The sequence below is a fragment of the Cellulosimicrobium sp. 4261 genome, from assembly GCF_040546915.1.
Classification (GTDB): domain Bacteria; phylum Actinomycetota; class Actinomycetes; order Actinomycetales; family Cellulomonadaceae; genus Cellulosimicrobium; species Cellulosimicrobium cinnabarinum.
Genome location: NZ_JBEPOQ010000002.1, coordinates 310,192 through 333,810 on the forward strand (window position 1 = coordinate 310,192; position 23,619 = coordinate 333,810).

At 75.7% G+C, this 23,619-nt stretch carries 22 protein-coding genes and 1 riboswitch; of the genes, 1 reads left to right on the forward strand and 21 read right to left on the reverse strand.

Annotation, left to right across the window (positions count from 1 at the left end):
• Nucleotides 1-28 precede the first annotated feature (28 nt).
• From ABIE39_RS03690 to rpe, 6 genes are all read right to left on the reverse strand, one after another.
• Nucleotides 29-292 carry a phosphoribosyl-ATP diphosphatase gene (locus ABIE39_RS03690; protein ID WP_024839663.1) on the reverse strand — a complete coding sequence of 88 codons (264 nt, stop codon included), beginning with the start codon at nucleotides 290-292 and terminating at the stop codon, nucleotides 29-31.
• Nucleotides 293-379: 87 nt separating this feature from the next.
• Nucleotides 380-847: a 6,7-dimethyl-8-ribityllumazine synthase gene (gene ribH / locus ABIE39_RS03695; RefSeq protein WP_114553263.1), complete on the reverse strand. Its 468-nt coding sequence runs from the start codon at nucleotides 845-847 to the stop codon at nucleotides 380-382.
• Nucleotides 844-2,265 (reverse strand): 3,4-dihydroxy-2-butanone-4-phosphate synthase, encoded by a 1,422-nt coding sequence (ribB, locus tag ABIE39_RS03700; protein ID WP_255437125.1) that lies wholly within the window; start codon nucleotides 2,263-2,265, stop codon nucleotides 844-846. The genes ribH and ribB overlap by 4 nt, the downstream gene beginning before the upstream one ends.
• Nucleotides 2,262-2,885 carry a riboflavin synthase gene (locus tag ABIE39_RS03705; protein WP_354050501.1) on the reverse strand — a complete coding sequence of 208 codons (624 nt, stop codon included), beginning with the start codon at nucleotides 2,883-2,885 and terminating at the stop codon, nucleotides 2,262-2,264. Before ABIE39_RS03705 ends, ribB begins: the two co-directional genes overlap by 4 nt.
• On the reverse strand, nucleotides 2,885-4,030 hold the full coding sequence (ribD, locus tag ABIE39_RS03710; protein WP_255437126.1) for a bifunctional diaminohydroxyphosphoribosylaminopyrimidine deaminase/5-amino-6-(5-phosphoribosylamino)uracil reductase RibD: 1,146 nt from the start codon (nucleotides 4,028-4,030) through the stop codon (nucleotides 2,885-2,887). Before ribD ends, ABIE39_RS03705 begins: the two co-directional genes overlap by 1 nt.
• A gap of 156 nt (nucleotides 4,031-4,186) precedes the next feature.
• A riboswitch (FMN riboswitch) is annotated at nucleotides 4,187-4,312 on the reverse strand.
• 278 nt (nucleotides 4,313-4,590) lie between these two features.
• Nucleotides 4,591-5,259, reverse strand: coding sequence for a ribulose-phosphate 3-epimerase (gene rpe / locus ABIE39_RS03715; protein WP_354050503.1), 669 nt, complete (start codon nucleotides 5,257-5,259; stop codon nucleotides 4,591-4,593).
• Between the two features lie 52 nt (nucleotides 5,260-5,311).
• Between rpe and ABIE39_RS03720 the strand changes: the two genes are divergently transcribed.
• Nucleotides 5,312-5,920, forward strand: coding sequence for a GNAT family N-acetyltransferase (locus ABIE39_RS03720; protein WP_354050505.1), 609 nt, complete (start codon nucleotides 5,312-5,314; stop codon nucleotides 5,918-5,920).
• Between the two features lie 154 nt (nucleotides 5,921-6,074).
• On the opposite strand, the gene ABIE39_RS03725 is transcribed toward ABIE39_RS03720, so the two are convergent.
• The 15 genes from ABIE39_RS03725 to carB form a co-directional block, all read right to left on the reverse strand.
• Nucleotides 6,075-7,361 carry a HipA domain-containing protein gene (locus ABIE39_RS03725; RefSeq protein WP_175008566.1) on the reverse strand — a complete coding sequence of 429 codons (1,287 nt, stop codon included), beginning with the start codon at nucleotides 7,359-7,361 and terminating at the stop codon, nucleotides 6,075-6,077.
• Complete coding sequence (locus ABIE39_RS03730) at nucleotides 7,358-7,585, reverse strand: helix-turn-helix domain-containing protein (RefSeq protein WP_175008567.1); 228 nt, start codon at nucleotides 7,583-7,585, stop codon at nucleotides 7,358-7,360. The genes ABIE39_RS03725 and ABIE39_RS03730 overlap by 4 nt, the downstream gene beginning before the upstream one ends.
• 132 nt (nucleotides 7,586-7,717) lie before the next feature.
• A complete protein-coding gene (locus ABIE39_RS03735; RefSeq protein WP_255437128.1) occupies nucleotides 7,718-9,340 on the reverse strand; it encodes an RsmB/NOP family class I SAM-dependent RNA methyltransferase in 1,623 nt (540 codons plus the stop codon).
• 80 nt (nucleotides 9,341-9,420) lie between these two features.
• Nucleotides 9,421-10,374, reverse strand: a complete 954-nt coding sequence (gene fmt, locus ABIE39_RS03740) for a methionyl-tRNA formyltransferase (RefSeq protein WP_175008569.1) — start codon at nucleotides 10,372-10,374, stop codon at nucleotides 9,421-9,423.
• Nucleotides 10,375-10,476: 102 nt separating this feature from the next.
• On the reverse strand, nucleotides 10,477-10,851 hold the full coding sequence (locus ABIE39_RS03745) for a hypothetical protein (protein ID WP_175008570.1): 375 nt from the start codon (nucleotides 10,849-10,851) through the stop codon (nucleotides 10,477-10,479).
• 13 nt (nucleotides 10,852-10,864) lie between these two features.
• Nucleotides 10,865-11,584: an HAD family hydrolase gene (locus tag ABIE39_RS03750; RefSeq protein WP_255437129.1), complete on the reverse strand. Its 720-nt coding sequence runs from the start codon at nucleotides 11,582-11,584 to the stop codon at nucleotides 10,865-10,867.
• Nucleotides 11,581-13,944, reverse strand: coding sequence for a primosomal protein N' family DNA-binding protein (locus tag ABIE39_RS03755; protein ID WP_354050509.1), 2,364 nt, complete (start codon nucleotides 13,942-13,944; stop codon nucleotides 11,581-11,583). The genes ABIE39_RS03750 and ABIE39_RS03755 overlap by 4 nt, the downstream gene beginning before the upstream one ends.
• Nucleotides 13,945-14,008: 64 nt before the next feature.
• Complete coding sequence (metK, locus tag ABIE39_RS03760; RefSeq protein WP_175008572.1) at nucleotides 14,009-15,205, reverse strand: methionine adenosyltransferase; 1,197 nt, start codon at nucleotides 15,203-15,205, stop codon at nucleotides 14,009-14,011.
• 63 nt (nucleotides 15,206-15,268) lie between these two features.
• On the reverse strand, nucleotides 15,269-16,570 hold the full coding sequence (coaBC, locus tag ABIE39_RS03765; protein ID WP_175008573.1) for a bifunctional phosphopantothenoylcysteine decarboxylase/phosphopantothenate--cysteine ligase CoaBC: 1,302 nt from the start codon (nucleotides 16,568-16,570) through the stop codon (nucleotides 15,269-15,271).
• Between the two features lie 121 nt (nucleotides 16,571-16,691).
• On the reverse strand, nucleotides 16,692-16,970 hold the full coding sequence (rpoZ, locus tag ABIE39_RS03770; protein WP_031316460.1) for a DNA-directed RNA polymerase subunit omega: 279 nt from the start codon (nucleotides 16,968-16,970) through the stop codon (nucleotides 16,692-16,694).
• A 175-nt stretch (nucleotides 16,971-17,145) separates the two neighbouring features.
• Nucleotides 17,146-17,757, reverse strand: coding sequence for a guanylate kinase (gene gmk / locus ABIE39_RS03775; protein WP_209829254.1), 612 nt, complete (start codon nucleotides 17,755-17,757; stop codon nucleotides 17,146-17,148).
• 103 nt (nucleotides 17,758-17,860) lie between these two features.
• Entirely contained in the window at nucleotides 17,861-18,172 is a 312-nt protein-coding gene (gene mihF / locus ABIE39_RS03780; RefSeq protein ID WP_021482878.1) for an integration host factor, actinobacterial type, read from the reverse strand.
• A gap of 241 nt (nucleotides 18,173-18,413) precedes the next feature.
• Complete coding sequence (locus ABIE39_RS03785; RefSeq protein WP_209829162.1) at nucleotides 18,414-19,289, reverse strand: tyrosine-protein phosphatase; 876 nt, start codon at nucleotides 19,287-19,289, stop codon at nucleotides 18,414-18,416.
• A 91-nt stretch (nucleotides 19,290-19,380) separates the two neighbouring features.
• Nucleotides 19,381-20,250 carry an orotidine-5'-phosphate decarboxylase gene (gene pyrF, locus ABIE39_RS03790; RefSeq protein WP_209829161.1) on the reverse strand — a complete coding sequence of 290 codons (870 nt, stop codon included), beginning with the start codon at nucleotides 20,248-20,250 and terminating at the stop codon, nucleotides 19,381-19,383.
• Nucleotides 20,247-23,618, reverse strand: coding sequence for a carbamoyl-phosphate synthase large subunit (gene carB, locus ABIE39_RS03795; protein ID WP_209829160.1), 3,372 nt, complete (start codon nucleotides 23,616-23,618; stop codon nucleotides 20,247-20,249). The genes pyrF and carB overlap by 4 nt, the downstream gene beginning before the upstream one ends.
• Nucleotide 23,619 lies beyond the last annotated feature (1 nt).

The following is a 23,619-nucleotide window of genomic DNA, read 5'->3' on the forward strand; positions in this document are numbered from 1 at the left end:
GAGCGGGGACGCTCACCGGCGCGGCCGCTCACAGATGCTCGTACACGTCCTGCAGGCTCAGACCCTTCGCCAGCATGAGGACCTGCAGGTGGTAGAGGAGCTGGGAGATCTCCTCCGCCGTCTTCACGTCGCCCTCGTACTCGGCGGCCATCCACACCTCGGCGGCCTCCTCGACCACCTTCTTCCCGATCGCGTGCACGCCGGCGTCCAGCTCCGCGACCGTGCCGGAACCGGCAGGTCGCGTCGTGGCCTTCTCGGACAGCTCCGCGAACAGGGACTCGAACGTCTTCACGCGCTCCAGGGTATCCGCCACCCGGACCCGGCCGGGGCGTGTCCGCCCAGCGGGCACACCCCGACCGTTCGCGTCACAGGTCACAGGTCACAGGTCGCGCAACGCCACGACCGTCGCGACCGCCGCCTCCGCCGCCTCCGCACCCTTGTCCTCGCGCGACCCCTCCAGACCCGCCCGGTCCAGCGCCTGCTGCTCGTCGTCGCACGTCAGCACACCGAACCCCACCGGCACGCCCGTGCGCACGCTCACGTCCGTCAGACCCGACGTCGCCGCCTGGCACACGTACTCGAAGTGCGGCGTCCCCCCACGGATCACCACCCCCAGCGCCACCACCGCGTCCGCACCGTGCTCCACCGCACGCGCCGCCGCCACCGGCAGCTCGAACGACCCCGGCACCCGCACCACGCTCACGTGCGACACGTTCGCTGCCGCCAACGCCCGGCGCGCCCCCGCCAGCAACCCGTCCATCACCTCCGTGTGCCAGCTCGCCGCGACCACCGTCACCCGCAGCCCCGACCCGTCCACGCTCAACCTCGGCGCACCCGCCCCGCTCATCCCTCGTCCTCCTTCGTCTCCTCGGCACCGGACCCGTCGCCCGGCCCTCCCACGGCAGTCCCGTCCGGGACCGCCACCGTGTCCAGCAGATGACCCATCGCCACCTTCTTCGTCACCAGGTACGCCCGGTTGTGCTCCCCGTGACCCACCTCGATCCGCTCCGCACCCACCACCTCGATGCCCGACGCCACCAGACCCGTCACCTTCGCCGGGTTGTTCGTCAGCAACCGCACCCGCGACAACCCCAGGTCCGCCAGGATCGCCGCCGCCGCCCCGTACTCCCGCCGGTCCACCGGCCACCCCAGCTCCAGGTTCGCCTGCACCGTGTCCAGACCCGCGTCCTGCAGCTCGTACGCACCGATCTTCGCCAGCAACCCGATGCCGCGCCCCTCGTGCCCCCGCAGGTACACCACCGCACCGCCCTCCGCCGCGACCCGCACCATCGCGGCCTCCAGCTGCGGACCGCAGTCGCACCGCAACGACCCGAACGCGTCCCCCGTCAAGCACTCCGAGTGCACCCGCACCACCGGCACCCCCTCCGGCCCGACGGCGCTCGCGGCCTGCGCGCCCGCGTCACCACGGTCCGACGCGCGAGCCGGACCCACCGCGGGAACCAGCGCCACGTGCTCCGCCCCCGTGCGCAGGTCCCGATACCCCACCACCCGGAACCGGCCGTGCGCCGTCGGGAGCTCTGCCGAGGCGGTGCGGTGCACCCGCCGCGCCAACGCCTCTCGATCCGGCACCTCCGCGGCCACCGCAGGCGCCGGGTCGTGCACCCGCCGCCACGCCACCAGGTCCGCGATCGTGATGAGCACCAACCCGTCACGCTCCGCCAGCGCCGCCGCGTCCCCCAGACGCATCATCGTCCCGTCGTCGTGCACCAGCTCCGCGATCCCGCCGACCTCGCCCATCCCCGCCAGGCGCACCAGGTCCACCGCCGCCTCCGTGTGCCCCGCACGGTGCAGCACACCCCCCGGCACCGCCCGCAACGGCAGCACGTGCCCCGGCCGGATCAGGTCCACCGGACCCGACGCCGGGTCCGCGAGCACCCGCAACGTCCGCGCCCGGTCCTCCGCCGAGATCCCTGTCGTCACCCCCGTCGCCGCGTCCACCGTCACCGTGTACGCCGTGCGCCGCGGGTCCTGGCTGTGCGGCACCATCAACGGCAGCTCCAACGCGTCCGCCCGCGCCGCCGGCATCGGCGCACACAGGTACCCCGACGAGTGCCGGATCGTCCACGCCACCCACTCCGCCGACACCCCCTGCGCCGCGAACACCACGTCCGCCTCGTTCTCCCGGTCCGGCGAGTCCGCCACCAGCACCGGACGCCCCGCCCGGATCGCCGCCAGCGCCTCCTCCACCGACCCCAGCCGCACGCCCTCCGGCACGGCGGCGCTCGCGGACCCCGCGCCCGTCACGACGCGCTCCCGGGGACCACGCCCGACACGAGCAGCCGCTCGACGTACTTCGCCAGCACGTCGACCTCCAGGTTCACGCGGTCCCCCGGGACCAGGCCCCGGAGGACCGTCGCCTCGAGAGTCGTCGGGATGAGGGATACGCCGAACGTGTCGTCGTCCACGTGCGTCACCGTCAACGACACCCCGCTCACCGCGATCGAACCCTTCTCCGCCACGTACCGGGTCAGACCCGCAGGGGCGGAGAACACCAGGTCGTCCCAGCGCTCCCCCGGCGCGCGGCTCACGAGCGCGCCCACACCGTCCACGTGCCCCTGCACCACGTGACCACCCAGCCGCGCGTCCGCCCGGACGGCCCGCTCCAGGTTCACCGGCGACCCCGCGACGAGGTCACCCAGCGCCGTGCGCCGCAGCGACTCCGGCATGACGTCCGCCGTGAACGACCCGTCGCCCCCGAGGCTCGTGACCGTCAGGCACACCCCGTTCACCGCGATCGAGTCGCCCAGGCCTGCGTCCGACACGGCCAGCGGCCCCTCGACCGTCAGCACCGCGTCCTCCCCCTCGCCGCCCGGGAACCCGATACCCCGGACCCTCCCGATCTCCTCCACGATCCCCGTGAACATCAACCCACCCGTCCTTCCACGCTCTTCCTGGACACCACCAGCGCGTCGTCCCCGACGCGCCTCACCTCCACCGTGCGGAACCGGTGCGCGTCGGCGATCGTCGCCACGCCCAGCCCGTCCACCGCCCGTCGACCGCTCCCCAGCAGCACCGGGGCCACGTACGCGTGCAGCTCGTCCACCGCACCCGCGGCCAGGAACGCCGTCGCCAGCGTCGGACCGCCCTCCACCAGCACGTGCCGCACCTCCCGCTCCGCGAGCCTCTCCAGCACCTCACCGACGTCCCGCGTCAGCACGTGCACCAGCTCGCCGCCCGCCGCGCGCACCCGCGCCGTCGGCGGGATCCCCCGCAGCCCGACCACCACCCGCATCGGCTGGTGCTCCGCCAGACGCACGGCGCTCACGGGGTTCTGCGCTGCGGTGCGCGAGGAGTCGTGGGTGCGGACCCGCGCGGTGAGCGCCGGGTCGTCGGCCAGGAGCGTGCCCGTGCCGACGACGATCGCGTCGACCTCCGCGCGCACGCGGTGGGCGTGCTCGCGCGCCGCGGGCCCGGTGATCCACCGGCTCGTCCCGTCCTCGGCGGCGACGTAGCCGTCGAGCGTCGTGGCCGTCTTGAGCGTCACGTACGGCGTGCCGCGCCGGACGGCCGTGAGCCACACGCGCAGGAGCTCCTCACCCTCTGCGGCGCGCAGGCCGCGCACGACGCGCACCCCTGCGGCACGCAGCCGGTGCGCGCCGCCCGTGGCGACGGGGTTCGGGTCGTCGACGGCGAGCACGACCTCCGCCACGCCCGCCGCGACGAGCGCGTCGGCGCACGGGCCGGTACGACCGGTGTGGGCGCACGGCTCGAGCGTGACGACCGCCGTCGCGCCCGTGACGTCGACGCCGCGCGCCCGTGCGTCGGCGAGTGCCGCTGCCTCCGCGTGCGGCGTCCCTGCGCCCCGGTGCCACCCCTCGGCGAGCACGGGCCGCGGGTGCGGGTCGAGCGAGCCGGGGGGCGCGCCCTCAGCCACGGGTGCGCCGGCCGGTGGGCCCAGCAGGACGCACCCGACGCGGGGGTTCGGCCCGTGCGCCGGTCCTCGGGCAGCCAGCGCGAGCGCGCGCGCCATCGCGGCGTCGATCGTCAGGGTGCGGGGGTGCTCGCCCATCGTCCTCCTCCCGGGCACGGGCGCTCCGGGGTGAGGGCGGGCGGCGGGTCGAGCCACGAAGGCCCGACGGCGTCGCTCACCACGGCGAGGCCGCCACCTCGCGACGGGTGCACCGACGGGTCGCCGGAGCACCACGCGCCGAGGCGTGGCCGCGCCGCACGTGCTTCCTCCCATCCGGACTTTCACCGTCGGTCCTGGAGTTCCACCAGGTCAACCGCGCGTGGGCGCGGGTCGCGGACTGTCACCGCCGGCTCGGAATTGCACCGACCCCGGAGCACGTTCGTGCGTACTGCGTTCTGCAACCGCCGATGGTACTCCGGTATCCCCTGCGACAGGGAGGTCGGTGGTCCGTCGAGACGTCTGCGGCCCGAGGCGAGGGCGGCTTTCCCGACAGGTGAGCTCTCCCGAGCCGCGGGTCTCCCCGCGTCGACGCCCGGTCTTCGGTGCTGGTTGGTGAGTCTCACGCGGTCGGTGGGTGGAGGGATATGCGCTTGGCACACTATTTTTTCGGAGACAGAGAAGGGGCTCTCCCCGCGGAGAGCCCCTTCCTCGCTCCCGGATCAGTGGGCGTGCGCCGACGACTCCGCCAGCTCGCGCAGCGCCTGGATCTCCGCCGGCACGTTCTCTGCCCCGTACACCGCCGACCCGGCGACGAAGACGTTCGCCCCCGCGTCCGCAGCCCGCTCGATCGTCGTGCGCGACACTCCCCCGTCGACCTGGATCCACACGTCGAGGCCCGACTCGCTCACGGCCTCGCGCGCCCGCCGGATCTTGGGCAGCGTCCCCTCGATGAAGGACTGCCCGCCGAAGCCCGGCTCGACCGTCATGACGAGGATCATGTCCACCTCGGTCAGCAGGTCCAGGAAGGGCTCCACGGGCGTGGCAGGGCGCAGCGCGACCCCCGCGCGGGCTCCCAGGCGCCGGAGCTCGCGAGCGAGCCGCACAGGGGCAGCAGCGGCCTCGGCGTGGAACGTGACCGACGCCGCGCCCGCCTCCGCGTACGACGGCGCCCAGCGGTCCGGGTCCTCGATCATGAGGTGCGCGTCGATGGGGACGGGCGACACCTGCGCCAGGCGCTCGAACACCGGCAGCCCGAGCGTCAGGTTCGGCACGAAGTGGTTGTCCATGACGTCGACGTGCGCGTAGTCCGCCGTGGCGATCGCGTTCAGGTCGCGCTCGAGGTTCGCGAAGTCGGCGGACAGGATGCTCGGTGCGATGAGGGCTGCCATGCGCCCCAGCCTAGGGGCGCGGGCCGGCGCCCGGCGCTCGTACCCTCGTCGCGTGAGCGACCTCCCCTCCCCCGCCCCCGGTCCGATCCCCGCCGCGTTCCCCCTCGCGCCCGACCGACCCGTGCCCGTGCCCGCCGTGACGGTCCGCCCGGCGACGGTGCACGACCTGCCCCGCGTCGCCGAGATCGCCGCCCCGTTCGTCCGCGACACGTGCGTGACGTTCGAGGAGGAGGTCTGGGACGTCCCGGCGTGGCACCGCAAGCTCGACGACGTCGCTGCGCGCGGCCTGCCGTTCCTCGTCGCCGAGGTGGAGGGTCCGGCCGAACCGGGCTCCCCGCGCGGCACCGTCGTCGCGGGCTACGCGTACGCGTCCGCCTGGCGCCCCAAGCCCGCCTACCGGCACACCGCCGAGGACACGATCTACCTCGACCCGGCCCACGCCGGGCGCGGCGTCGGCACGGCGCTGCTCGCCGCGCTCCTGGAGGCGCTGGCCGCCGCGGGGGTCCGGCAGGTCGTCTCCGTCGTCGCCGACGTCCCCGAGGCCGCCGGGTCGCTCCCGCTGCACCGCCGCTTCGGCTTCGTCGAGGCGGGTGGCCTGACCGCCGTCGGGTTCAAGCACGGCCGCTGGGTCGACACGATCCTGCTCCAGCGCTCGCTCTGATCATGTCGACGCCGCTGCGCGACGACCGGCCCAGGTGCCCGTCGTCGCGCAGCGGCCGACCAGGCGGTCCTGGTGGGTGGAGCGGGCGGTCCTGGTGGGTGGGGGGCACGCGGACCCGCCACGACCACCTGCTCGGCGCGAGAGGAGGCCGTGCTCAGGCGACCAAGCCGCGGCGGAGGTCGGCGGTGCGCCGCTCGACCGTGCGCCAGGCGTGCCGGCTCACGCCGGGGTGGGCGTCGCGGTCGATGTCCGCGAGCGCCGCGAGGAGTCCGTCGAGGGTCTGGGCGACGACGCGCTGGGCGCGTCGGCGGGGCAGCCCCCAGGTGGCGCCCTCGGTGACGAGGTGGTCGGTGGTGAGTCGGTCCATGTCGCGTTCGCCGGCGACGTCCATGGCGAAGACGCGGGAGGCGTGGTCGTGGTGGAGGTGCATGGCGATGTCGTAGGCGGGGGCGAGGCGGACGGTGCCGTCGGCGTGGCGCAGGACGGAGATGTTCTTGGCGTGGGCGTCGGTGTTGCCGAGGGCGAGGTTGAGGGTGGTGAGGGCGAGGAGGGGGTCGGGGCGGGTGCCGTCGTCGCGCAGGGTGCGGGCGATGGCGGCGAGGGAGGGGAAGCGGCGGCCGTGCTGGAACTTGCGTTCGGGGTCGCGGGTGTTGATGCCGAGGGCCTGGGCGGCGTCCTCCTGGTGGAGGCGTGCGGTGCCGGTGGGTTCGTCGGGGTCGGGGACGCGGTCGTAGCGGGTGACGACGATGGCGCGTTCGCCGTCGAACTCGGTGACGTGGGCGTCGACGGTGGTGAGGCCGATGCGGCGGGCGAGGTCGAGGGCGGCTGCTTCGGTGTTGACGAGGTCGGCGGTGGGTGAGTCGGCGGGGCGGGCGACCTTGAGGATGTGGGTGGTGGGTGCGGAGCCGTGGGGTCGGGCCCAGCCGTGCTCGTCGTGGAGGAGGGTGATCTTGGGTTCCATGCCGGGCAGGGAGCTGGTGAGGTGCTCGCTGCGGCCTTCTCCCCCGCTGCGTGCGACGGCGGCGTGCAGGAGTCGTGCGACGGCGGCGTCGTCGAGGTGTTCGGGGGTGCCGGGTGCGGGGTGGGCGTGGCCGTCGGGGGCGAGGAGGACGGCGCCTGCGGTGTCGTGGCCGTAGTGGACGAGGAAGGCGAGGGCGTCGTCGGGGTCGATGCCGGCGTCGATGGCCATGGCGTCGCGGGTGCGGCCCTCGGGGAGGAGTCCGTCGAGCCAGGCGGCGACGCGGGCGGGGTGGGGCGGGGCTTCGTCGGGCGGGGTGATGGGCAGGAGGTGGGACAGGACCCGGGCGTCGTGCCCCCAGCGGTCGAGGGCCTCGGTGGTCCAGGTGAGGCTGACGCGGGGGGTGCCGTCGGTGGTGCGGGTGCTGGTGGGTGCGAGGGTCGCGACGGGGGTGCCGTAGAGCCAGGCGGTGACGGTGGTCATCGGCGTTCCTGGAGTCGCAGGTCGACGTCGAGGGTGTCGAGGAGCTCGAAGAGTCGTTGGACCCAGAGGTTCTCGACGCCGTTCTCGAGCTCGGAGAGGTATTGGCGGGTGATGCCGAGCTCGTCGGCGACCTGGGCCTGGGTGAGCCCGCGGGCGCGGCGGACGCGGCTGAGGTAGGCGCCGAGGTCGCGGGGGCTGCGGGGGGTGGTCCAGGTGTCGGTCATGCTCGCTCTCCTGCCGTCGGGTGCGCTGCCATGCTGCCCGCGTCAGGATTCCCTGGCACGCAGCGCTGTCAGGTTACTCCGACACCCCGGCGTTGTCGAGATATGCCGACACCTCGACCGGTGGCGCGGCGCTCATGCCGTGCGGCGGAGCAGCGTCAGATGCATGGCGTCGGTGCCGTGGACGTGCGGCCAGAGCTGGACGTCCTGACGATCCCCGAGCTCGACGTCGTCGCGCACCTCGGGGCGCACGACGTCGCGCACGACGGCCGGGGCGTCGAGGACCTCGACGTCGTCGCGGCGGCGCAGCACGTCGGCGACGACGACCTGGGTCTCGGCGAGGTGGGGCGAGCACGTGACGTACCCGACCACTCCCCCGGGCCGGACGGCGTCGAGCGCGGAGTCGAGGAGCTCGCGCTGGAGCCCGGTGAGGGTCGCGAGGTCCGCCGGGGTGCGGCGCCACCGGGACTCGGGCCGGCGCCGCAGGGCACCGAGGCCCGTGCAGGGGGCGTCGAGGAGAACGCGGTCGTACGCGCCCGGCTCGTCCTGCCCGACGGCGCGCCCGTCGCCCGTGCGCACGGCCTCCACGGCGTCGGCGGGGACGGCGGCGAGCGCCTTCTCCACGAGGCGCGCCCGGTGCGGCTGGACCTCGTTGGCGACGAGGCGTGCCCCACGCTCGGCCGCGAGCGCCGCGAGGAGCGCGGCCTTGCCGCCGGGGCCGGCGCACAGGTCGAGCCAGCGCGCGTCGTCGCCGACGGAGCCGGGCTGCGGTCCGGTGAGCGGTGCGGCGGCGAGCGCGAGCGCGACGAGCTGGCTGCCCTCGTCCTGGACGCCGGCGCGGCCGTCGCGCACGGCGCCGAACGCGGCGGGGTCGCCGCCGTCGAGGGTCAGCGCGGTGGGTGCCCAGCGGGCGGGGGTGACGCGGTCGTCGCCGTCGGAGAGCTCGTGGGGGTCGGCGAGGCCGGGGCGGGCGACGAGCGTGACGCGGGGGGCGTCGTTGTCGGCGGCGAGGAGGGCGTCGAGCTCGTCCACGGGGCGCCCGTTGCCGGCGAGGGCGTCACGCAGGGCGCGGGCGATCCACACGGGGTGGCTCTGGGTGGCCGCGAGCGCCGCGAGGGGGTCGGGGGCGTCGTCGGCGAGGGTGGTGAGCCAGTCGTCGAGGGGGGTGCGGGCGACGCGGCGCAGGACGGCGTTGACGAGCTGGGCGCTGCCGGCGCCGGTGCGTTCGCGGGCGAGGCCGACGGTCTCGGAGACGGCGGCGTGCTGCGGGACGCGCATGGCGAGGAGCTGGTGGGTGCCGAGGCGCAGGACGTCGAGCACGGGCGGGTCGAGGCGGCCGAGGGGGCGGTCGAGGCAGTGCGCGAGGATCGCGTCGTAGCGGCCGCGCAGGCGCAGGGTGCCGTAGGCGAGCTCGGTGGCGAAGCCGGCGTCACGTCCGCGGATGCCGCGCTCGCGCAGCAGGGGTGGCAGGACGAGGTTGGCGTAGGCGTCGGAACCGTCGACCTGGCGCAGGACGTCGTACGCGACGCCCCGTGCGGGGTCGGTGCCCTTGCGGCGCTGGGAGGGTGCCGCAGAGCTGCGGTGGGCCTCCCCGCGGGAGCGGGCGGCGCCGCGCTGGCGGCCGCGGGCGTCACGGCGGGCGTCGTCCCCGCCGCCGGACGCGGCCCCCGCCCCTGCCTCAGGGCGCGCCTTCGAACGCGCGTTCGAGCGCTCGCCGCCCCGTGGCTCGGCACCGTTCGAACGCGTGTTCGACGCCACGTCGTCCCGACGTTCCGGACGCCCGCTCCCGTTCGAACGTGCGTTCGATCCGCGCGGGGACCGATCGCGGCGCTCGGCGCTCATCGGGCGGTCTCCGCACCGAGGACCGTGGTGTCGTCGAGCCGGGCGCCACGCGCCCAGTCGGCGGCGGGCATGTGCCTCTTGCCCACCGGCGCCACCTCCCCGAGCTGGACGGCGTGGGTCGCGGTCCCGACGAGCACCTCCTTCTTGCCCGCACGCACCTGCCCGGGAGCGAGGTCGACGACGTCGCGGCGCGGGGTGACGGGGCCGAGCCCCAGGCGCGCGGGCGTGCCGTCGGCGCCGGGCAGGGTCGTCCACGCCCCGGGGGCCGGGGTGCAGCCGCGCACCAGGCGGTCGACCGCGAGCGCCGGGTGGTCCCAGCGGACCTCGGCGTCCGCGGTCGTCAGCTTGGCGGCGTGCGAGACGCCGTCGGCGGGCTGGGGCTGGGGGCGCAGGGTGCCGTCCTCGAGGGCGTCGAGGGTGGCGACGAGGAGGTCCGCACCGGAGACGGCGAGGCGGCCCAGGAGGTCGCCCGCGGTGTCCCGGGGGCGGATGGTCTCGGTCGTGGTGCCGAGCGTGGGGCCGGAGTCCAGTCCCTCCTCGATGAGGAACGTCGTCGCCCCGGTCACCTCGTCGCCCGCGATGATCGCGCGCTGCACGGGCGCCGCGCCGCGCCAGGCGGGCAGGACGGAGAAGTGCAGGTTGACCCACCCGTGCCGCGGCACGGCGAGCACGTCGGGGCGCAGGATCTCCCCGTACGCGACGACGGGCGCCACGTCGACGTCGAGCGCGGCGAGGCGCGCGAGGAACTCCTCGCCGCGGGGCCGGTCCGTGAGGACGGGGATCCCCGCCTCCTCGGCACGCACGCGGACGGGGCTGGGGGTCAGGCGCCGTCCGCGGCCCGACGGCGCGTCGGCGCGCGTGAGCACGGCGACCACCTCGTGGCGGGAGTCGAGGAGGGCGTCGAGGGACGGGACCGCGGTATCCGGGGTCCCCGCGAACAGCAGGCGCATGGGCCCGATTCTAGGTGGCCGGGCAGCGCGGCCGACCCGGGAGCGGCCCGGTGCACGGGTCGGGCGCCCGGTGTGCGCAGGCGACCGGTCCAGGCGCGGGCGTCAGCTCGCCAGCGTGGCGACCGGCGGGAACGCGGGGTACGTCTCGTCGTCCACGGGGGCCAACTCCAGGCAGCTGGGCCGGTCACCGTCCACGAACAGCAGCAGGAGGAAGCGCTCCGTGCCCGCCTCCAGCACGACGCGCGGGCCCTGCGCGGGGACGGGACCGGCGTCGTCGCCGAGGTCGATCGTCGGGCAGGACCCGCACGCGCACGTGCCGTGCACCCGCACGGCGTCGACCTGGGCGAGCCACCGCCGTCGGTCGGCCGCGTCCTGGTCGGGCGCGACGGCCTCGTCGCGGCACCCGTGACGGAGCATCCAGACGAGGACGTCGCGCTCCGGGGCCGTGAGCGCGCGCGGCACCCCGGCACCCGTCACGACGCGGCGCCCATCACGACCCCGAGCCCTCGGGGCCGACCGGCACGCCCAGGTCGCGCAGCGCGGCGCGCAGGCCGACCGTGCCGTCGAAGAGGTGGGTGCGCAGCCCGAGACGCGCGGCGGCCTCGACGTTGGCCGGGCTGTCGTCGGTGAACAACGTCCGGACCGGGTCGAGACCGAACCGCTCGACCGCGAGCGCGAAGATCGCCGGGTCGGGCTTGGCCAGGCCCTCGCGCCCCGAGACCAGCACGTCCTCCATGAGGGCCGTGGCGGGCGCGGCCGGCGCGGCGTGGGAGAAGAGCTCCGCGGACCAGTTCGTCAGGCCGTACAGCCGCAGGCCCAGGTCACGCAGCTCGCGCACGAGCTCCTCGGAGCCCTCGACCGGGCCGGTGAGCGTCGCGGGGAACCGCTCGACGTACCGGTCGAGCAGCGCGACGTGGTGCGGGTGGGTCGCCGCCACGCGGTCGCGCGCGTCCTGCCACGTCGCGCCCGCGTCCCGCTCGTGGTTGAGCACCCGGAAGTCCACGTCGGCGAAGAACGCGTCCACGTCGCGGCGGTCGACGCCGTCGTACGCGCCGTACGGGTCCCAGCCCACCAGGACGTTGCCGAAGTCGTACAGCACGGCGTCGATCTCGCGGGCGGCGGGTGCCGGGTCCCGGTCGGGGTTCGCGTCCGCGGACGCCTCGACGAGGGGGGCGACGGTCGGGGCGTCGGGCGCGGGGCGGTGCGTCACAGGATCTCCTTCGGGTCGAGCTCCACCCGCACGCTACCCGGCTCGCGCCGCGCGGACCGGACCGCGACGGACGCGCCGAGCTCGCGCGCCAGCAGCCGGCCGTCGCGCACCGGGACCCGCACCACCGCCCGCACGGGCGGGGCGTCGACCAGCCCGGGCGCCGCGCCGTCCGCCCCGTCGGCACCCCGCCCGCGAGGCGACGCCGCCACCTCGACCGGACCGAGCACGGTCTCCGGGCCTGCGAGCCCCACCCGGCCCAGCACCGCCGCCACGGCGGGACGGTCGCCCGTCACCGCCGCCACCCGGACCGCCGGCGGCAGCGACAGCTCGACCCGCTCGTCCAGCTCACGGTCCGCGAGGAGCGCCGGGTCCCAGCGCACGAGCGCGTTCGTCGGCGCGGGCGCGGCGTCGCCCACGAGCAGCACCTGCCCGCCTGCCGTCGCGGGTCGCACGAGCGCCGCCGCGGCGAGCCAGCGCGCGAGCGCGTCCTGCGCCACGTCGAGCCCGACGTGCGACGTGCTCACCGCCGCGTCCAGCAGCAGCGCCGCCGCGTACCCGCCCTCCGCGACCGGCTCGGCGCCCGGCGTCGCCACCACCAGCGCGGGACGCGCGGACACCGCCCCCAGCACCCCTCCCGCCGCCGCGGCACCCGACACCTGCACCGGGACCCCCGCGAACGCGCGCCCCAGCTCCTCCGCCGTGCGCTGCGACCCCACGCGCACCGACCGCAGCCCCGTCCAGTGGCACTCCGCGCACGACCACCCGCCCGCGAGCGCCCCGCACCACGCGCACTGCGGGGTCGCCTGCGGGCCGGACAGCGCGAGCGGGCCGTGGCACACCGTGCAGCGCGCCGGCGTGCGGCACCGGGCGCACGCCACCACGGGCACGTACCCGGACCGCGGCACCTGGACCAGCACCGGCCCCTGCTCGAGCGCCGCGCGCGCCGTGCGCCACGCGGCCGTCGGGATGCGCGCCGCCGCGCCCGGCCCCTCCGCCGCCAGCTCGACCGAGGTCAGCGCCCGCACGCGCGGCGCCCGGGCCCGCACGACGTCGCGCGGCGCCGCGAGCTCGTGCGCCCAGCCCCGCACGACGAGCGCGTGCGCCGCGACCGTGCGCCCGTGCGAGCCCAGCAGGAACGCGGCGCCCTCCTGGTCGCTGCGCAGCGCGAGCACCTCGCGCGCGTGCGGGTACGGGGCGCGCGGCTCGGCGAGCGTGTCCTCGCCGTCGTTCCAGCACACCACCAGCCCCAGGTCGACCACGGGCGCGAACGCCGCCGCACGGGTCCCCACGACGACGCGCGCGTCGCCGTGCAGCACGGCGAGGAACGCGCGGTAGCGCGGCGCGGGCCCCTCGTCGGCCGTCAGCCGCACCACCTCGCCCCCGGTCGCCGGGTCCCACGCGGGCAGCCCGGCGGCCGCGAGCGCGGCGCACACCTGGTCGACGTCGCGCGCGTCCGGCACGACGACGAGCGCGCCCCGCCCACCCGACCGGGCCGCGCGCACCGCCTCGGCGACCGCGGCCGCCCAGTGCGTGACGGGCAGCGCGTCGGGCTCCTTGCGGGACCGGCCCGCGCCGCGCCGGCCCGCGGACGCCACCTCGGGCGCCACCTCGGGCGCCGGGGGCGCGAGCCCGGGGAGGGCGGTCCACACGGCCCGGGGTGCCCCGCCGCCCGCGACGTGCGCGAGGAACGCGGCGCCGGCCCGGTACGGGGCCCACACGGACTCCTGGTGCGCCGCGCGCGCCGCAGCGGCGGGCGCCGACGTGGGCACGGGCTCGGCGACGGGAGGGGCTGCAGGAGCCGCCTCGGCGGCGACCACGTCCGCGCCCGAGGCCCCTGCGGCCTCGGAGACCTCGCTCGGGGCCGTTCCCGGCGCGGGGACCGCCCCGGGGCCCGTCCGTGCCGCGAAGGACTGCTCGGCCCGCGCGTGCCGCGGCGGCACGGCGAGGCGCAGCACGTCGGAGAGCGTGCCCGCGTAGTGGTCCGCGACCGCGCGCGCGAGCCGCGCGACGGCGGGTGCCAGCACGGGCTCGGCCGACACGACCCGCCGCAGCGGCAGCAGGCGCCCGTCGTGGTCCGAGCGGTCGACGCGCTCCAGGACGTAGCCGTCGACGTCCCGGCCCGCGAACCGCACCTTGACCCGCACCCCCGGGCGCGCGTCGTCGGACATCGTGGCGGGGACGAGGTAGTCGAACGCGCGGTCCAGGTGCGGGGGGGCGAGGTCGAGCGCGAGCCGCGCCACCGGCAGGTGCGCGGCGATCTCGTGGGACGCCGGCGGCGCCGGGCCCCGACGCGGCGCGGCGGGCGCGACGGTGAGCAGGGTGTCCTGCACCGCCCGCGACGTGTCCTCCGGCTCGCTCACGACGCCATCGAACCACGCGCCGCCGTCACGAGCGGCGCACCCGTCGGCGGCGCGACGACGCTCCTCACACCTGGGACTGCAGGTCCGCGACGCGGTCCGTGCGCTCCCACGTGAACTGCTCGAGCTCGCGCCCGAAGTGCCCGTACGCGGCCGTCGGGGCGTAGATGGGGCGCAGGAGGTCCAGGTCGCGGATGATCGCGGCCGGACGCAGGTCGAACACCTCGCGGATCGCGGCCGTGATCCGCTCGACCGGGACCTTCTCCGTGCCGAACGTCTCGACGTACAGGCCCACGGGGTGCGCCTTGCCGATCGCGTACGCGACCTGCACCTCGCACCGCCGCGCCAGGCCCGCCGCGACGACGTTCTTCGCGACCCAGCGCGTCGCGTACGCGGCCGAGCGGTCCACCTTCGACGGGTCCTTGCCGGAGAACGCGCCCCCGCCGTGGCGGGCCATGCCGCCGTACGTGTCGACGATGATCTTGCGGCCCGTCAGTCCCGCGTCACCCTGCGGGCCGCCCACGACGAACGTGCCCGTGGGGTTGACGAACAGGCGCGTCGCGCGCACGTCGAGGTCGAGGCCCGCGGCGTCGAGCACGGGCGCCACGACCTGCGCCGCGACCTGCCGGTGCAGCTCGTCCTGGCGGACGTCCGGGTCGTGCTGCGTCGAGAGCACGACCGTGTCGAGGGTCACCGCGCGGTCGCCGTCGTACCCGACGGTGACCTGCGTCTTGCCGTCCGGGCGCAGGCCTGGCACGGTGCCGTCGCGGCGCACCGCCGCCAGGCGCTCGGCGAGACGGTGGGCGAGCCACACTGGCAGGGGCATGAGGCTCGGCGTGTCGTCGCTCGCGTACCCGAACATCAGGCCCTGGTCGCCCGCGCCCTGCGCGTCCAGGGGGTCGTGGTCGCCCTGGTCGTCGCGCTCCTCGAGACTCTTGTCGACCCCCTGAGCGATGTCCGGCGACTGCTGGCCGATCGACACCGAGATGCCGCACGAGTCCGCGTCGAACCCGATCACCGACGACGTGTACCCGATCCGGCGCACGACGTCGCGCACGATCTGCGGGATCTCGACGTACGCGTCCGTCGTCACCTCGCCCGCGACGTGCACCAGGCCTGTGGTCACCATCGTCTCCACGGCCACGCGGGACGTGGGGTCCTGCGCGAGGAGCGCGTCGAGGATCGCGTCGGAGATCTGGTCGCAGACCTTGTCCGGGTGCCCCTCGGTGACGGACTCGGACGTGAAGAGACGCAGCTCAGCCATGCCGCACAGCCTACTGTCCCGAAAGGTGAGCGAGCGTATCCGGTAGGCGAGACGAGACGCGGGTCACTCGCCCGCCCCGTCCCGTTCGTCCGTCGACGCCACGCGCGGCACGACGACGTCCCACACCGCGTCCGCGACCTCGCCCTTCGACCCGCTCGCCGTCGCGACGACGTCCCCCGCGCCGTCGACCACGGTCACGTCGTTCGCGTCGACCGCGAACCCCCGTCCCTCGCCCACGGCGTTGACCACGAGCAGGTCCGCGCCCTTGCGGCGCGCCTTCGCCCGGCCGTGGTCGAGCACCGACGCGTGCGCGTCACCGGTCTCGGCCGCGAAGCCGACCACCACCTGGCCCGGACGCAGCCGGTCGCGGGCGAGCTCGGCGAGCACGTCCGGGTTCTCCACGAGCACGATCGGCTCGGGCCCCTGGCCCGGGACCTTCTTGATCTTCGCGTCCGGCGCGTGAGCCGGACGGAAGTCCGCGACGGCCGCCGCCATGACCACGACGTCCGCCGTCGCCGCTGCCGACCGCACCGCGTCGCGCAGCTGCGCCGTCGTCTCGACCTCCACCACGGCGTCGGGCACGCCCCCGGGAGCGCGCACGAGCGCGGCCACGTCCGGGGACAGGTTCGCCGCCACGAGCGTGACGTGCGCGCCCCGCGCCGCCGCGGCGCGCGCGAGCTCGACGCCCTGACGCCCGCTCGACCGGTTGCCGATGAACCGCACGGGGTCGATCGGCTCGCGCGTCCCGCCCGCCGACACCACCACGCGCCGTCCCACGAGGTCCTGCACCGGCCCGCGGTCCGTCCCGGCACCCGCGTCGGCAGCGTCGGCGCGGGACACGTCCGCCACGACGGCGAGCGCGACGCGCGCGATCTCGTCCGGCTCGGGCAGGCGCCCCGGCCCGGTGTCCGCCCCCGTGAGGCGGCCGGACGCCGGCTCGATCACGTGCACGCCGCGCGCTCGCAGCGTCGCCACGTTCGCGACCGTCGCCGGGTGCTCCCACATCTCCGTGTGCATCGCGGGCGCCATGACCACCGGGCAGCGCGCGGTGAGCAGCGTCGAGGTGAGCAGGTCGTCCGCGCGACCGGCGGCCGCGCGCGCGAGCAGGTCCGCCGTGGCGGGCGCCACGACCACGAGGTCGGCGCCCTGGCCCAGCGCGACGTGCGGCACGTGCTCGACGTCCTCGAACACCTGGTCCGTGGCCGGCTCGCCCGAGAGCGCCTCCCACGTGGGCGCGCCCACGAAGCGCAGGGCCGACGCCGTGGGCACCACCCGCACCCGATGGCCCTGCTCCCGCAGCAGCCGCAGCAGCAGCACGGCCTTGTACGCCGCAACCCCGCCGCTCACACCGAGCACGATCCGCATGTCGCTCCTCCTGGAGGTCCGGCTCAGGCCCGCCGCGTGCGGCGGCGGGTCACGCACCCGCGCACCCGGGCGCGGACGCACGAACGCCGCGCCCTCCGGTGGAGGTGCGCGGCGTGCGGGCTCAGGCCTCGGGGGCCTCGTCGGGCTCGGCCTCGATCGTCAGCAGGCCCGCGTTGATCTCGCGCATCGCGATCGAGAGCGGCTTCTCCTGGTTGCGCGTCTCGAGCAGCGGCCCGACGTTCTCCAGCAGGCCCTCGCTGAGCTGCGAGTAGTACGCGTTGATCTGGCGCGCGCGCTTGGCCGAGTAGATGACCAGCGCGTACTTCGAGTCGACGTGCTCGAGCAGGTCGTCGATGGGCGGGTCGGTGATGCCCTCGGGGGCGGCGACGGTTCCGGACACAGTTCGCTCCGTGGGTTCAAGGGTCTGCAGCGGGCGCTGCAGCTGGTCGATGGCGGCGGCGCGCACGGCGTCCCCGTCCGGGACCGGGCGGCCGCGGCACCACGCCGCAGGACGGGCCGCCGACCGGGCCTCGGGCCCACGGGGGGACACCCGCGCACGGGCACCGCAGGACAGTCTACTCGCTGCGCCCCTCGCCGTGCCCGGACGGCACGGGAGACGACGCCGGGGACGAGCCATCCGCCGGGACGGGGCGGGGCTCGAGCCCCATGACGCGCACGAGCTCGTCGGTCGCGCGGTGCACCTCGTCGTTGACGATGACGTGGTCGAACTCCGACTCTGCCGCGAGCTCGACCCGGGCCGTCGTCAGCCGACGCTCCCGCTCCTCCGCGTCCTCCGTGCCGCGGCCGACGAGCCGACGCACGAGCTCGTCCCAGCTCGGCGGCGCCAGGAACACGAACCGGGCCTCGGGCATCGACGCACGGACCTGGCGCGCACCCTGGAGGTCGATCTCCAGGAGCGCCGGCACGCCCGCGGCGAGCTTCTCCTCGACCGCGCGCCGGGGCGTGCCGTAGCTGTTGCGCCCGTGCACGACGGCCCACTCCAGCAGCTCCCGGTCCGCGACCATGCGCGCGAACTCGTCCGGGCCGACGAACAGGTAGTGCACGCCGTCCACCTCGCCCGGCCGCGGGTCGCGCGTCGTCGCCGACACGGACAGCCACACCTCCGGGTAGCGGGCCCGGATGTCGGCCGACACGGTGCCCTTCCCGACGGCGGTCGGGCCGGCCAGGACGGTCAGGCGGGCGGGGCCGGGGACGACGGGCGGCGACGCCGGCTCCGTGGTCTCCCCGGCGGGGACGGACGGCGTCGGCTCGGACGGGTGCGCGGAAATGTCAGCCAAACCTCTCGATGAGGGCCGCGGACTGGTGGGGGCCGAGGCCGCGGACACGACGTGTCTCGGCGATCCCGATCTCCTCCATGATCGCCCGAGCCTTCACCTTACCCACGCCGGGCAGGGACTCCAGCAACGAGACGACCTTGAGCTTGCCGATCATGTCGTCCGTCTGGCCCCGCTCGATGACCTCCTTCAGGGAGCCCTGGGAGTACTTGAGCCGGTTCTTCACCTCGGCGCGCACGCGTCGCGCCTCCGCGGCCTTCTCGAGCGCCGCCGCGCGCTGTTCTGGGGTCAGGGGTGGAAGTGCCACGCAAGTCACCTACTCGTCGTCAGGCGGATGGGCCCACTCAGTCGTCCGGCGTGCCCGCAGGTGGAGCCCCGACCGGGTGGATCACCCGGGCGACCTGCGCCGACGCACGGAGCCGACCCCTCGAAAGTAGCGAGCCTCGGGCGATCGGGCAACGACTGGGCGTGGCGCGTCGTCCGTGGCCGTGCCGCGGACGACCCGGCAGCGACCTCGTCAACGGGCTCAGGACGGGGAAGGGCTCGGCTCAGGACGCCACGAGACGCGCCACGAGCGCGTCGCGCACCGCCGTCGTCACGCCGCACGCCACGAGGTAGTCGTCGATGCTCCCGTGCTCGCGCACCGCGAGCTCCCACGCGCCCTCCAGGTACGCGGGCTCGACGGTGAGGACCGGCGCGAGCGCCTCGGGCGACAGCCCCGGCAACGGGGGCACGAGCGCGGCGAGCCCCTCGGCCGCCGCCGCGCTCGCGAGGTACTCGGCCATGCGCTCCTGCTCCGGGACGCCCGCGACGTACTGCACGAGCGCGACGACCCAGCCCGTGCGGTCCTTGCCCGCCGAGCAGTGCACGACGCTCGCACCGTCGGCCGCGGCGACGTCCGCCAGGACGCGGCCGACCGTCTCCCGGATGCCCGGGTCCGTGACGAACGTCGCGTACACGCCGTGCATGAGGCGCCGCGCGACCGCGGCCGGGTCGTCGGCCGCGAGCAGTCCCGCGACGAGCGCCGCCGGGTCCGCCGACGCACCCGAGCCCGCTCCCCCGTCGACCAGGCCCGGCGTCGGGTCCATGCCGCGGCGCAGCACGCGCACGCCGCCCGGGACGGCGTCCGCGCCGTCGCGCGCGAGCTCGTCCTCGCCGCGCAGGTCCACGACGGTCCGCGCGCCCAGGTCGACGAGCGCCGTCTGGCCCGCGGGGGTCAGCCGGGACAGGCTCGCCGTGCGCAGCAGCACCCCGGTCCGCAGCGGCTCGTCGGAACCGGCCGGCGCCGCCCGACCGCCCACGTCCCGCGCGTTCCAGGTGCCCGGCACGTCCAGCGCGCCCGGCACGGCGCCCGGCGGCGGCAGCTCCGGAGGTGCTCCGGCAGCGGGCGTGGCTGGGACCGTCGTCTCGTCGCGGGAGGTCATGGGCGCAGTCTGGCACGGGACCGCACCGGGCACGACGGCGACCGGGTCGGCCCCCGCGAGGGTGCCGACCCGGTCCCGGGGGGTGCGGGGCTCAGCCGCGCAGCGCCTGAGCCGCCTCGTCCGTGGCCGTCCGAGCCGCCGCGCGCAGCGCGTCCGCGCCGGGCCCGGCGCGCAGCACGCCGCGCGACGACGACGCGAGCACCTGGCGCCGCGCGTCGCCGAACACGGCGGCGAGCTCCGCAGCGCCCGCGCCCTGCGCGCCCACACCGGGAGCAAGGAGCGGCCCACGCACGGCCGCGAGGTCCGTGCCCGTGCGCGCCGCGGCGTCCGCGATCGTCGCGCCCACCACGAGCCCGACCGGCCCGAGCACGTCACCCGCGGCGACGACCGGGGCGTTCACCCGGGCCGCCTCGCGCGCCACGTGCGCCGCGACGGACTCCACGCCCGCCCCGGCGCCCCGGCGCGCGTGCTGCACCTCGGCGCCCTCGGGGTTGGACGTCAGGCACAGCACGAACAGGCCACGCCCCGTCTCCAGCGCCGCGTCCACCGCCGGCTGCAGCGACCCGAACCCCAGGTACGGGGACACGGTCAGCGCGTCCGCCGCGAGCGGCGACCCGTCGCGCAGGTACGCGTCCGCGTACGCGGCCATGGTCGAGCCGATGTCGCCGCGCTTGGCGTCCACGATCGTCAGCGTCCCCGCAGCGCGGGCCGCCGCGAGGACCTCCTCGAGCGCCGCGACGCCGCGGGACCCGTGCCGCTCGAAGAACGCCGACTGCGGCTTGACCGCGGCCACGCGGCCTCCGACCGCCTCGACGACCCGCAGACCGAACTCGCGCAGCCCGGAGGCGTCGTCGGGCAGGCCCCAGTCCGCGAGCAGGCCCGGGTGCGGGTCGATGCCCACGCACAGCGGCCCGTGGTCCGCCGTCGCCGCCGCGAGGCGCGCGCCAAAGCCCGCGCTCATGCGCCCACCCGCTCCGCGGCGGGAGCGGGCAGCTCGACGCCTGCGGTCAGGTCCTCGCCCGCCATGTGCTCCTGGAGGCTGGCGACCGCGAACGGCCCCGCGAGGACCGCCTCGATGCCCTGCACCGCGGCGGCGAGCTGGTCGACCGTCGTCGCGATCGGCTTGTCGGCCGCCGTCGTGGCCGCGCGGATCTCGTAGCCGTCGGCGCGCGCGCCCTGGCCGGACGGCGTGTTGATGACCATGTCCACCTCGCCGGCCGTGATGAGGTCGACGATCGTCGGCTCGCCGTCCGCCCCGCGGCCCGCGGAGAACTTGCGCACCACGCGCGACGCGATGCCGTTGCGGCGCAGCACGCTGGACGTGCCGTCCGTCGCGAGGATCTCGAAGCCTAGCTCCGCGAGCCGCTTGACCGGGAAGACGATCGAGCGCTTGTCGCGGTCCGCGACCGAGACGAACACGCGGCCCGACGTCGGCAGCCCGCCGAACGCGGCGGCCTGCGACTTGGCGAACGCGTGCGGGAAGTCGCGGTCGAAGCCCATGACCTCGCCCGTCGAGCGCATCTCCGGGCCCAGGACCGTGTCCACGACCACGCCGTCCGCGGTGCGGAAGCGCTTGAACGGCAGGACCGCCTCCTTGACCGCGATCGGCGCGTCGAGCGGGAGCGTGCCGCCGTCGCCCTCGGCGGGCAGCACGCCCGCCGCACGCAGCTCGGCGATCGACTCGCCCGCCATGACGCGCGCCGCGGCCTTCGCGAGCGACGTGCCCGTCGCCTTGGAGACGAACGGCACCGTGCGCGACGCACGGGGGTTGGCCTCCAGGACGTACAGCACGTCGGAGACGAGCGCGTACTGCACGTTGAGCAGGCCGCGCACGCCGACGCCCTTCGCGATGGCCTCGGTCGAGCGGCGGATGCGCTCGATCTCCTGCTCCGAGAGCGACACGGGCGGCAGGACGCACGCCGAGTCGCCCGAGTGGATGCCGGCCTCCTCGATGTGCTCCATCACGCCGCCGAGGAAGAGCTCGGTGCCGTCGTAGAGCGCGTCGACGTCGATCTCCATGGCGTCGTCGAGGAACCGGTCGATGAGCAGCGGCGCGGGCAGCGTCCCGGCCGTGCGGTCCTCCGCCGCGGCCGCCACGAGCGCGCGCTCGACGTAGCCCGTGAGCTGCTCGGCCGAGTACACGATCTCCATGCCGCGCCCGCCGAGAACGTAGGACGGGCGCACGAGCACCGGGTAGCCGATCCCGGCCGCGACGTCCTTCGCCTCGTCGAGCGAGCGCGCCGTGCCGAACGCCGGAGCGGGCAGGCCCGCCTCGACGAGCACGCGGCCGAACTCGCCGCGGTCCTCCGCGGCGTCGATCGCCTCGGGGCTCGTGCCGAGGATCGGCAGGCCCGCGTCCGCGAGCCGCTGCGCGAGCGCGAGCGGCGTCTGGCCACCGAGCTGGACGATGATGCCCTTCACCGGCCCCGCGGCGAGCTCCGCCTGGTAGACCTCGAGCACGTCCTCGAACGTCAGCGGCTCGAAGTAGAGGCGGTCGGACGTGTCGTAGTCGGTCGAGACCGTCTCCGGGTTGCAGTTGACCATGACCGTCTCGTAGCGCTCGCGCAGCGTGAGGGCCGCGTGCACGCAGGAGTAGTCGAACTCGATGCCCTGCCCGATGCGGTTCGGGCCCGAGCCGAGGATGATCACGGCCTCGCGCTCGCGCGGCGCGACCTCGGTCTCCAGGTCGTACGACGAGTAGTGGTACGGCGTGCGGGCGGCGAACTCGGCCGCGCACGTGTCGACCGTCTTGTAGACGGGCCGGACGCCGAGCGCGTAGCGGACCTCGCGCACGGTCGCCTCGCCCGCCGGGCCCATGCCCCGCAGGCGCGCGACCTGCGCGTCGGACAGCCCGTGCTTCTTCGCCTCGCGCAGCACGTCCTCCGTGAGCGCGGGCGCGTCGGCGACGGCCGCCGCGACCTCGTTGACCAGCTGGATCTGGTCGAGGTACCACGGGTCGATCTTCGTGGCCTCGAACACCTGCTCCACGCTCGCCCCGGCGCGCAGCGCCTGCTGGACGCCGATGATCCGGTTCTCGGTGGGGCGCGCGATGCGTACGAGCAGCTCGTCGAGCTCCGCGCCGGACACCGGCTCGCCGTCCCAGTGGAAGACCGAGCCGCCCTTGTCGATCGAGCGGAGCGCCTTGCCGAGCGCCTCGGTGAAGTTGCGCCCGAGGGCCATCGCCTCGCCGACCGACTTCATGGTCGTCGTGAGCGTCGGGTCGGCGGCCGGGAACTTCTCGAACGCGAACCGGGGCACCTTGACGACGACGTAGTCGAGCGTCGGCTCGAACGAGGCCGGCGTGACCTGCGTGATGTCGTTGGGGATCTCGTCGAGCGTGTAGCCGACGGCGAGCTTCGCCGCGATCTTCGCGATGGGGAACCCGGTCGCCTTGGACGCGAGCGCGGACGACCGCGAGACGCGCGGGTTCATCTCGATGACGATGACGCGGCCCGTGTCCGGGTCGACCGCGAACTGGATGTTGCAGCCGCCCGTGTCGACGCCGACCTCGCGGATGACGGCGATCCCGATGTCGCGCAGCCTCTGGTACTCGCGGTCCGTGAGGGTGAGCGCGGGCGCGACCGTGATCGAGTCGCCCGTGTGCACGCCGACGGGGTCGACGTTCTCGATCGAGCACACGACCACGACGTTGTCGTTCTTGTCGCGCATGAGCTCGAGCTCGTACTCCTTCCAGCCGAGGATCGACTCCTCGAGGAGCACCTCCGTCACCGGGGAGTAGTGCAGGCCCTGCCCGACGATGCGGCGCAGCTCGTCCTCGTCGTACGCGAAGCCCGAGCCGAGGCCGCCCATCGTGAACGACGGGCGCACGACCATCGGGTAGCCGAGGTCGCCCGCGGCCGCGATCGCCTCGTCGACCGTGTGCACGATGACCGAGCGGGCGGACTCGCCGCCGCAGACCTCGACGACGTCCTTGAACTGCTGGCGGTCCTCGCCCTTCTGGATCGCCGCGATGTTCGCGCCGATGAGCTCGACGCCGTACTCCGCGAGGACGCCGGCCTCGTCGAGCGCGATCGCCGCGTTGAGGGCCGTCTGACCGCCGAGCGTCGGCAGCAGCGCGTCGGGGCGCTCCTTGGCGATGATCGACGTGAGGACCTCGGTCGTGATCGGCTCGACGTAGGTCGCGTCGGCGAACTCGGGGTCGGTCATGATCGTGGCGGGGTTCGAGTTCACGAGGACGACCCGCAGGCCCTCCTCCTTGAGCACGCGGCACGCCTGGGTGCCGGAGTAGTCGAACTCGCACGCCTGGCCGATGACGATCGGGCCGGACCCGATGACCAGGACGCTGGAGATGTCGGTTCTGCGAGGCACG

Excerpts from the sequence above, each read along its gene's own strand:
- fmt (WP_175008569.1), bottom strand. The coding sequence starts at position 10,374 with ATGCGCCTGCTGTTCGCGGGGACCCCGGATACCGCGGTCCCGTCCCTC.
- ABIE39_RS03785 (WP_209829162.1), bottom strand. The coding sequence starts at position 19,289 with ATGACCTCCCGCGACGAGACGACGGTCCCAGCCACGCCCGCTGCCGGA.
- ABIE39_RS03730 (WP_175008567.1), bottom strand. The coding sequence starts at position 7,585 with ATGACCGACACCTGGACCACCCCCCGCAGCCCCCGCGACCTCGGCGCC.
- ABIE39_RS03725 (WP_175008566.1), bottom strand. The coding sequence starts at position 7,361 with ATGACCACCGTCACCGCCTGGCTCTACGGCACCCCCGTCGCGACCCTC.
- ribD (WP_255437126.1), bottom strand. The coding sequence starts at position 4,030 with ATGGGCGAGCACCCCCGCACCCTGACGATCGACGCCGCGATGGCGCGC.
- ABIE39_RS03705 (WP_354050501.1), bottom strand. The coding sequence starts at position 2,885 with ATGTTCACGGGGATCGTGGAGGAGATCGGGAGGGTCCGGGGTATCGGG.
- ribH (WP_114553263.1), bottom strand. The coding sequence starts at position 847 with ATGAGCGGGGCGGGTGCGCCGAGGTTGAGCGTGGACGGGTCGGGGCTG.
- rpe (WP_354050503.1), bottom strand. The coding sequence starts at position 5,259 with ATGGCAGCCCTCATCGCACCGAGCATCCTGTCCGCCGACTTCGCGAAC.
- pyrF (WP_209829161.1), bottom strand. The coding sequence starts at position 20,250 with ATGAGCGCGGGCTTTGGCGCGCGCCTCGCGGCGGCGACGGCGGACCAC.
- metK (WP_175008572.1), bottom strand. The coding sequence starts at position 15,205 with ATGGCTGAGCTGCGTCTCTTCACGTCCGAGTCCGTCACCGAGGGGCAC.
- coaBC (WP_175008573.1), bottom strand. The coding sequence starts at position 16,570 with ATGCGGATCGTGCTCGGTGTGAGCGGCGGGGTTGCGGCGTACAAGGCC.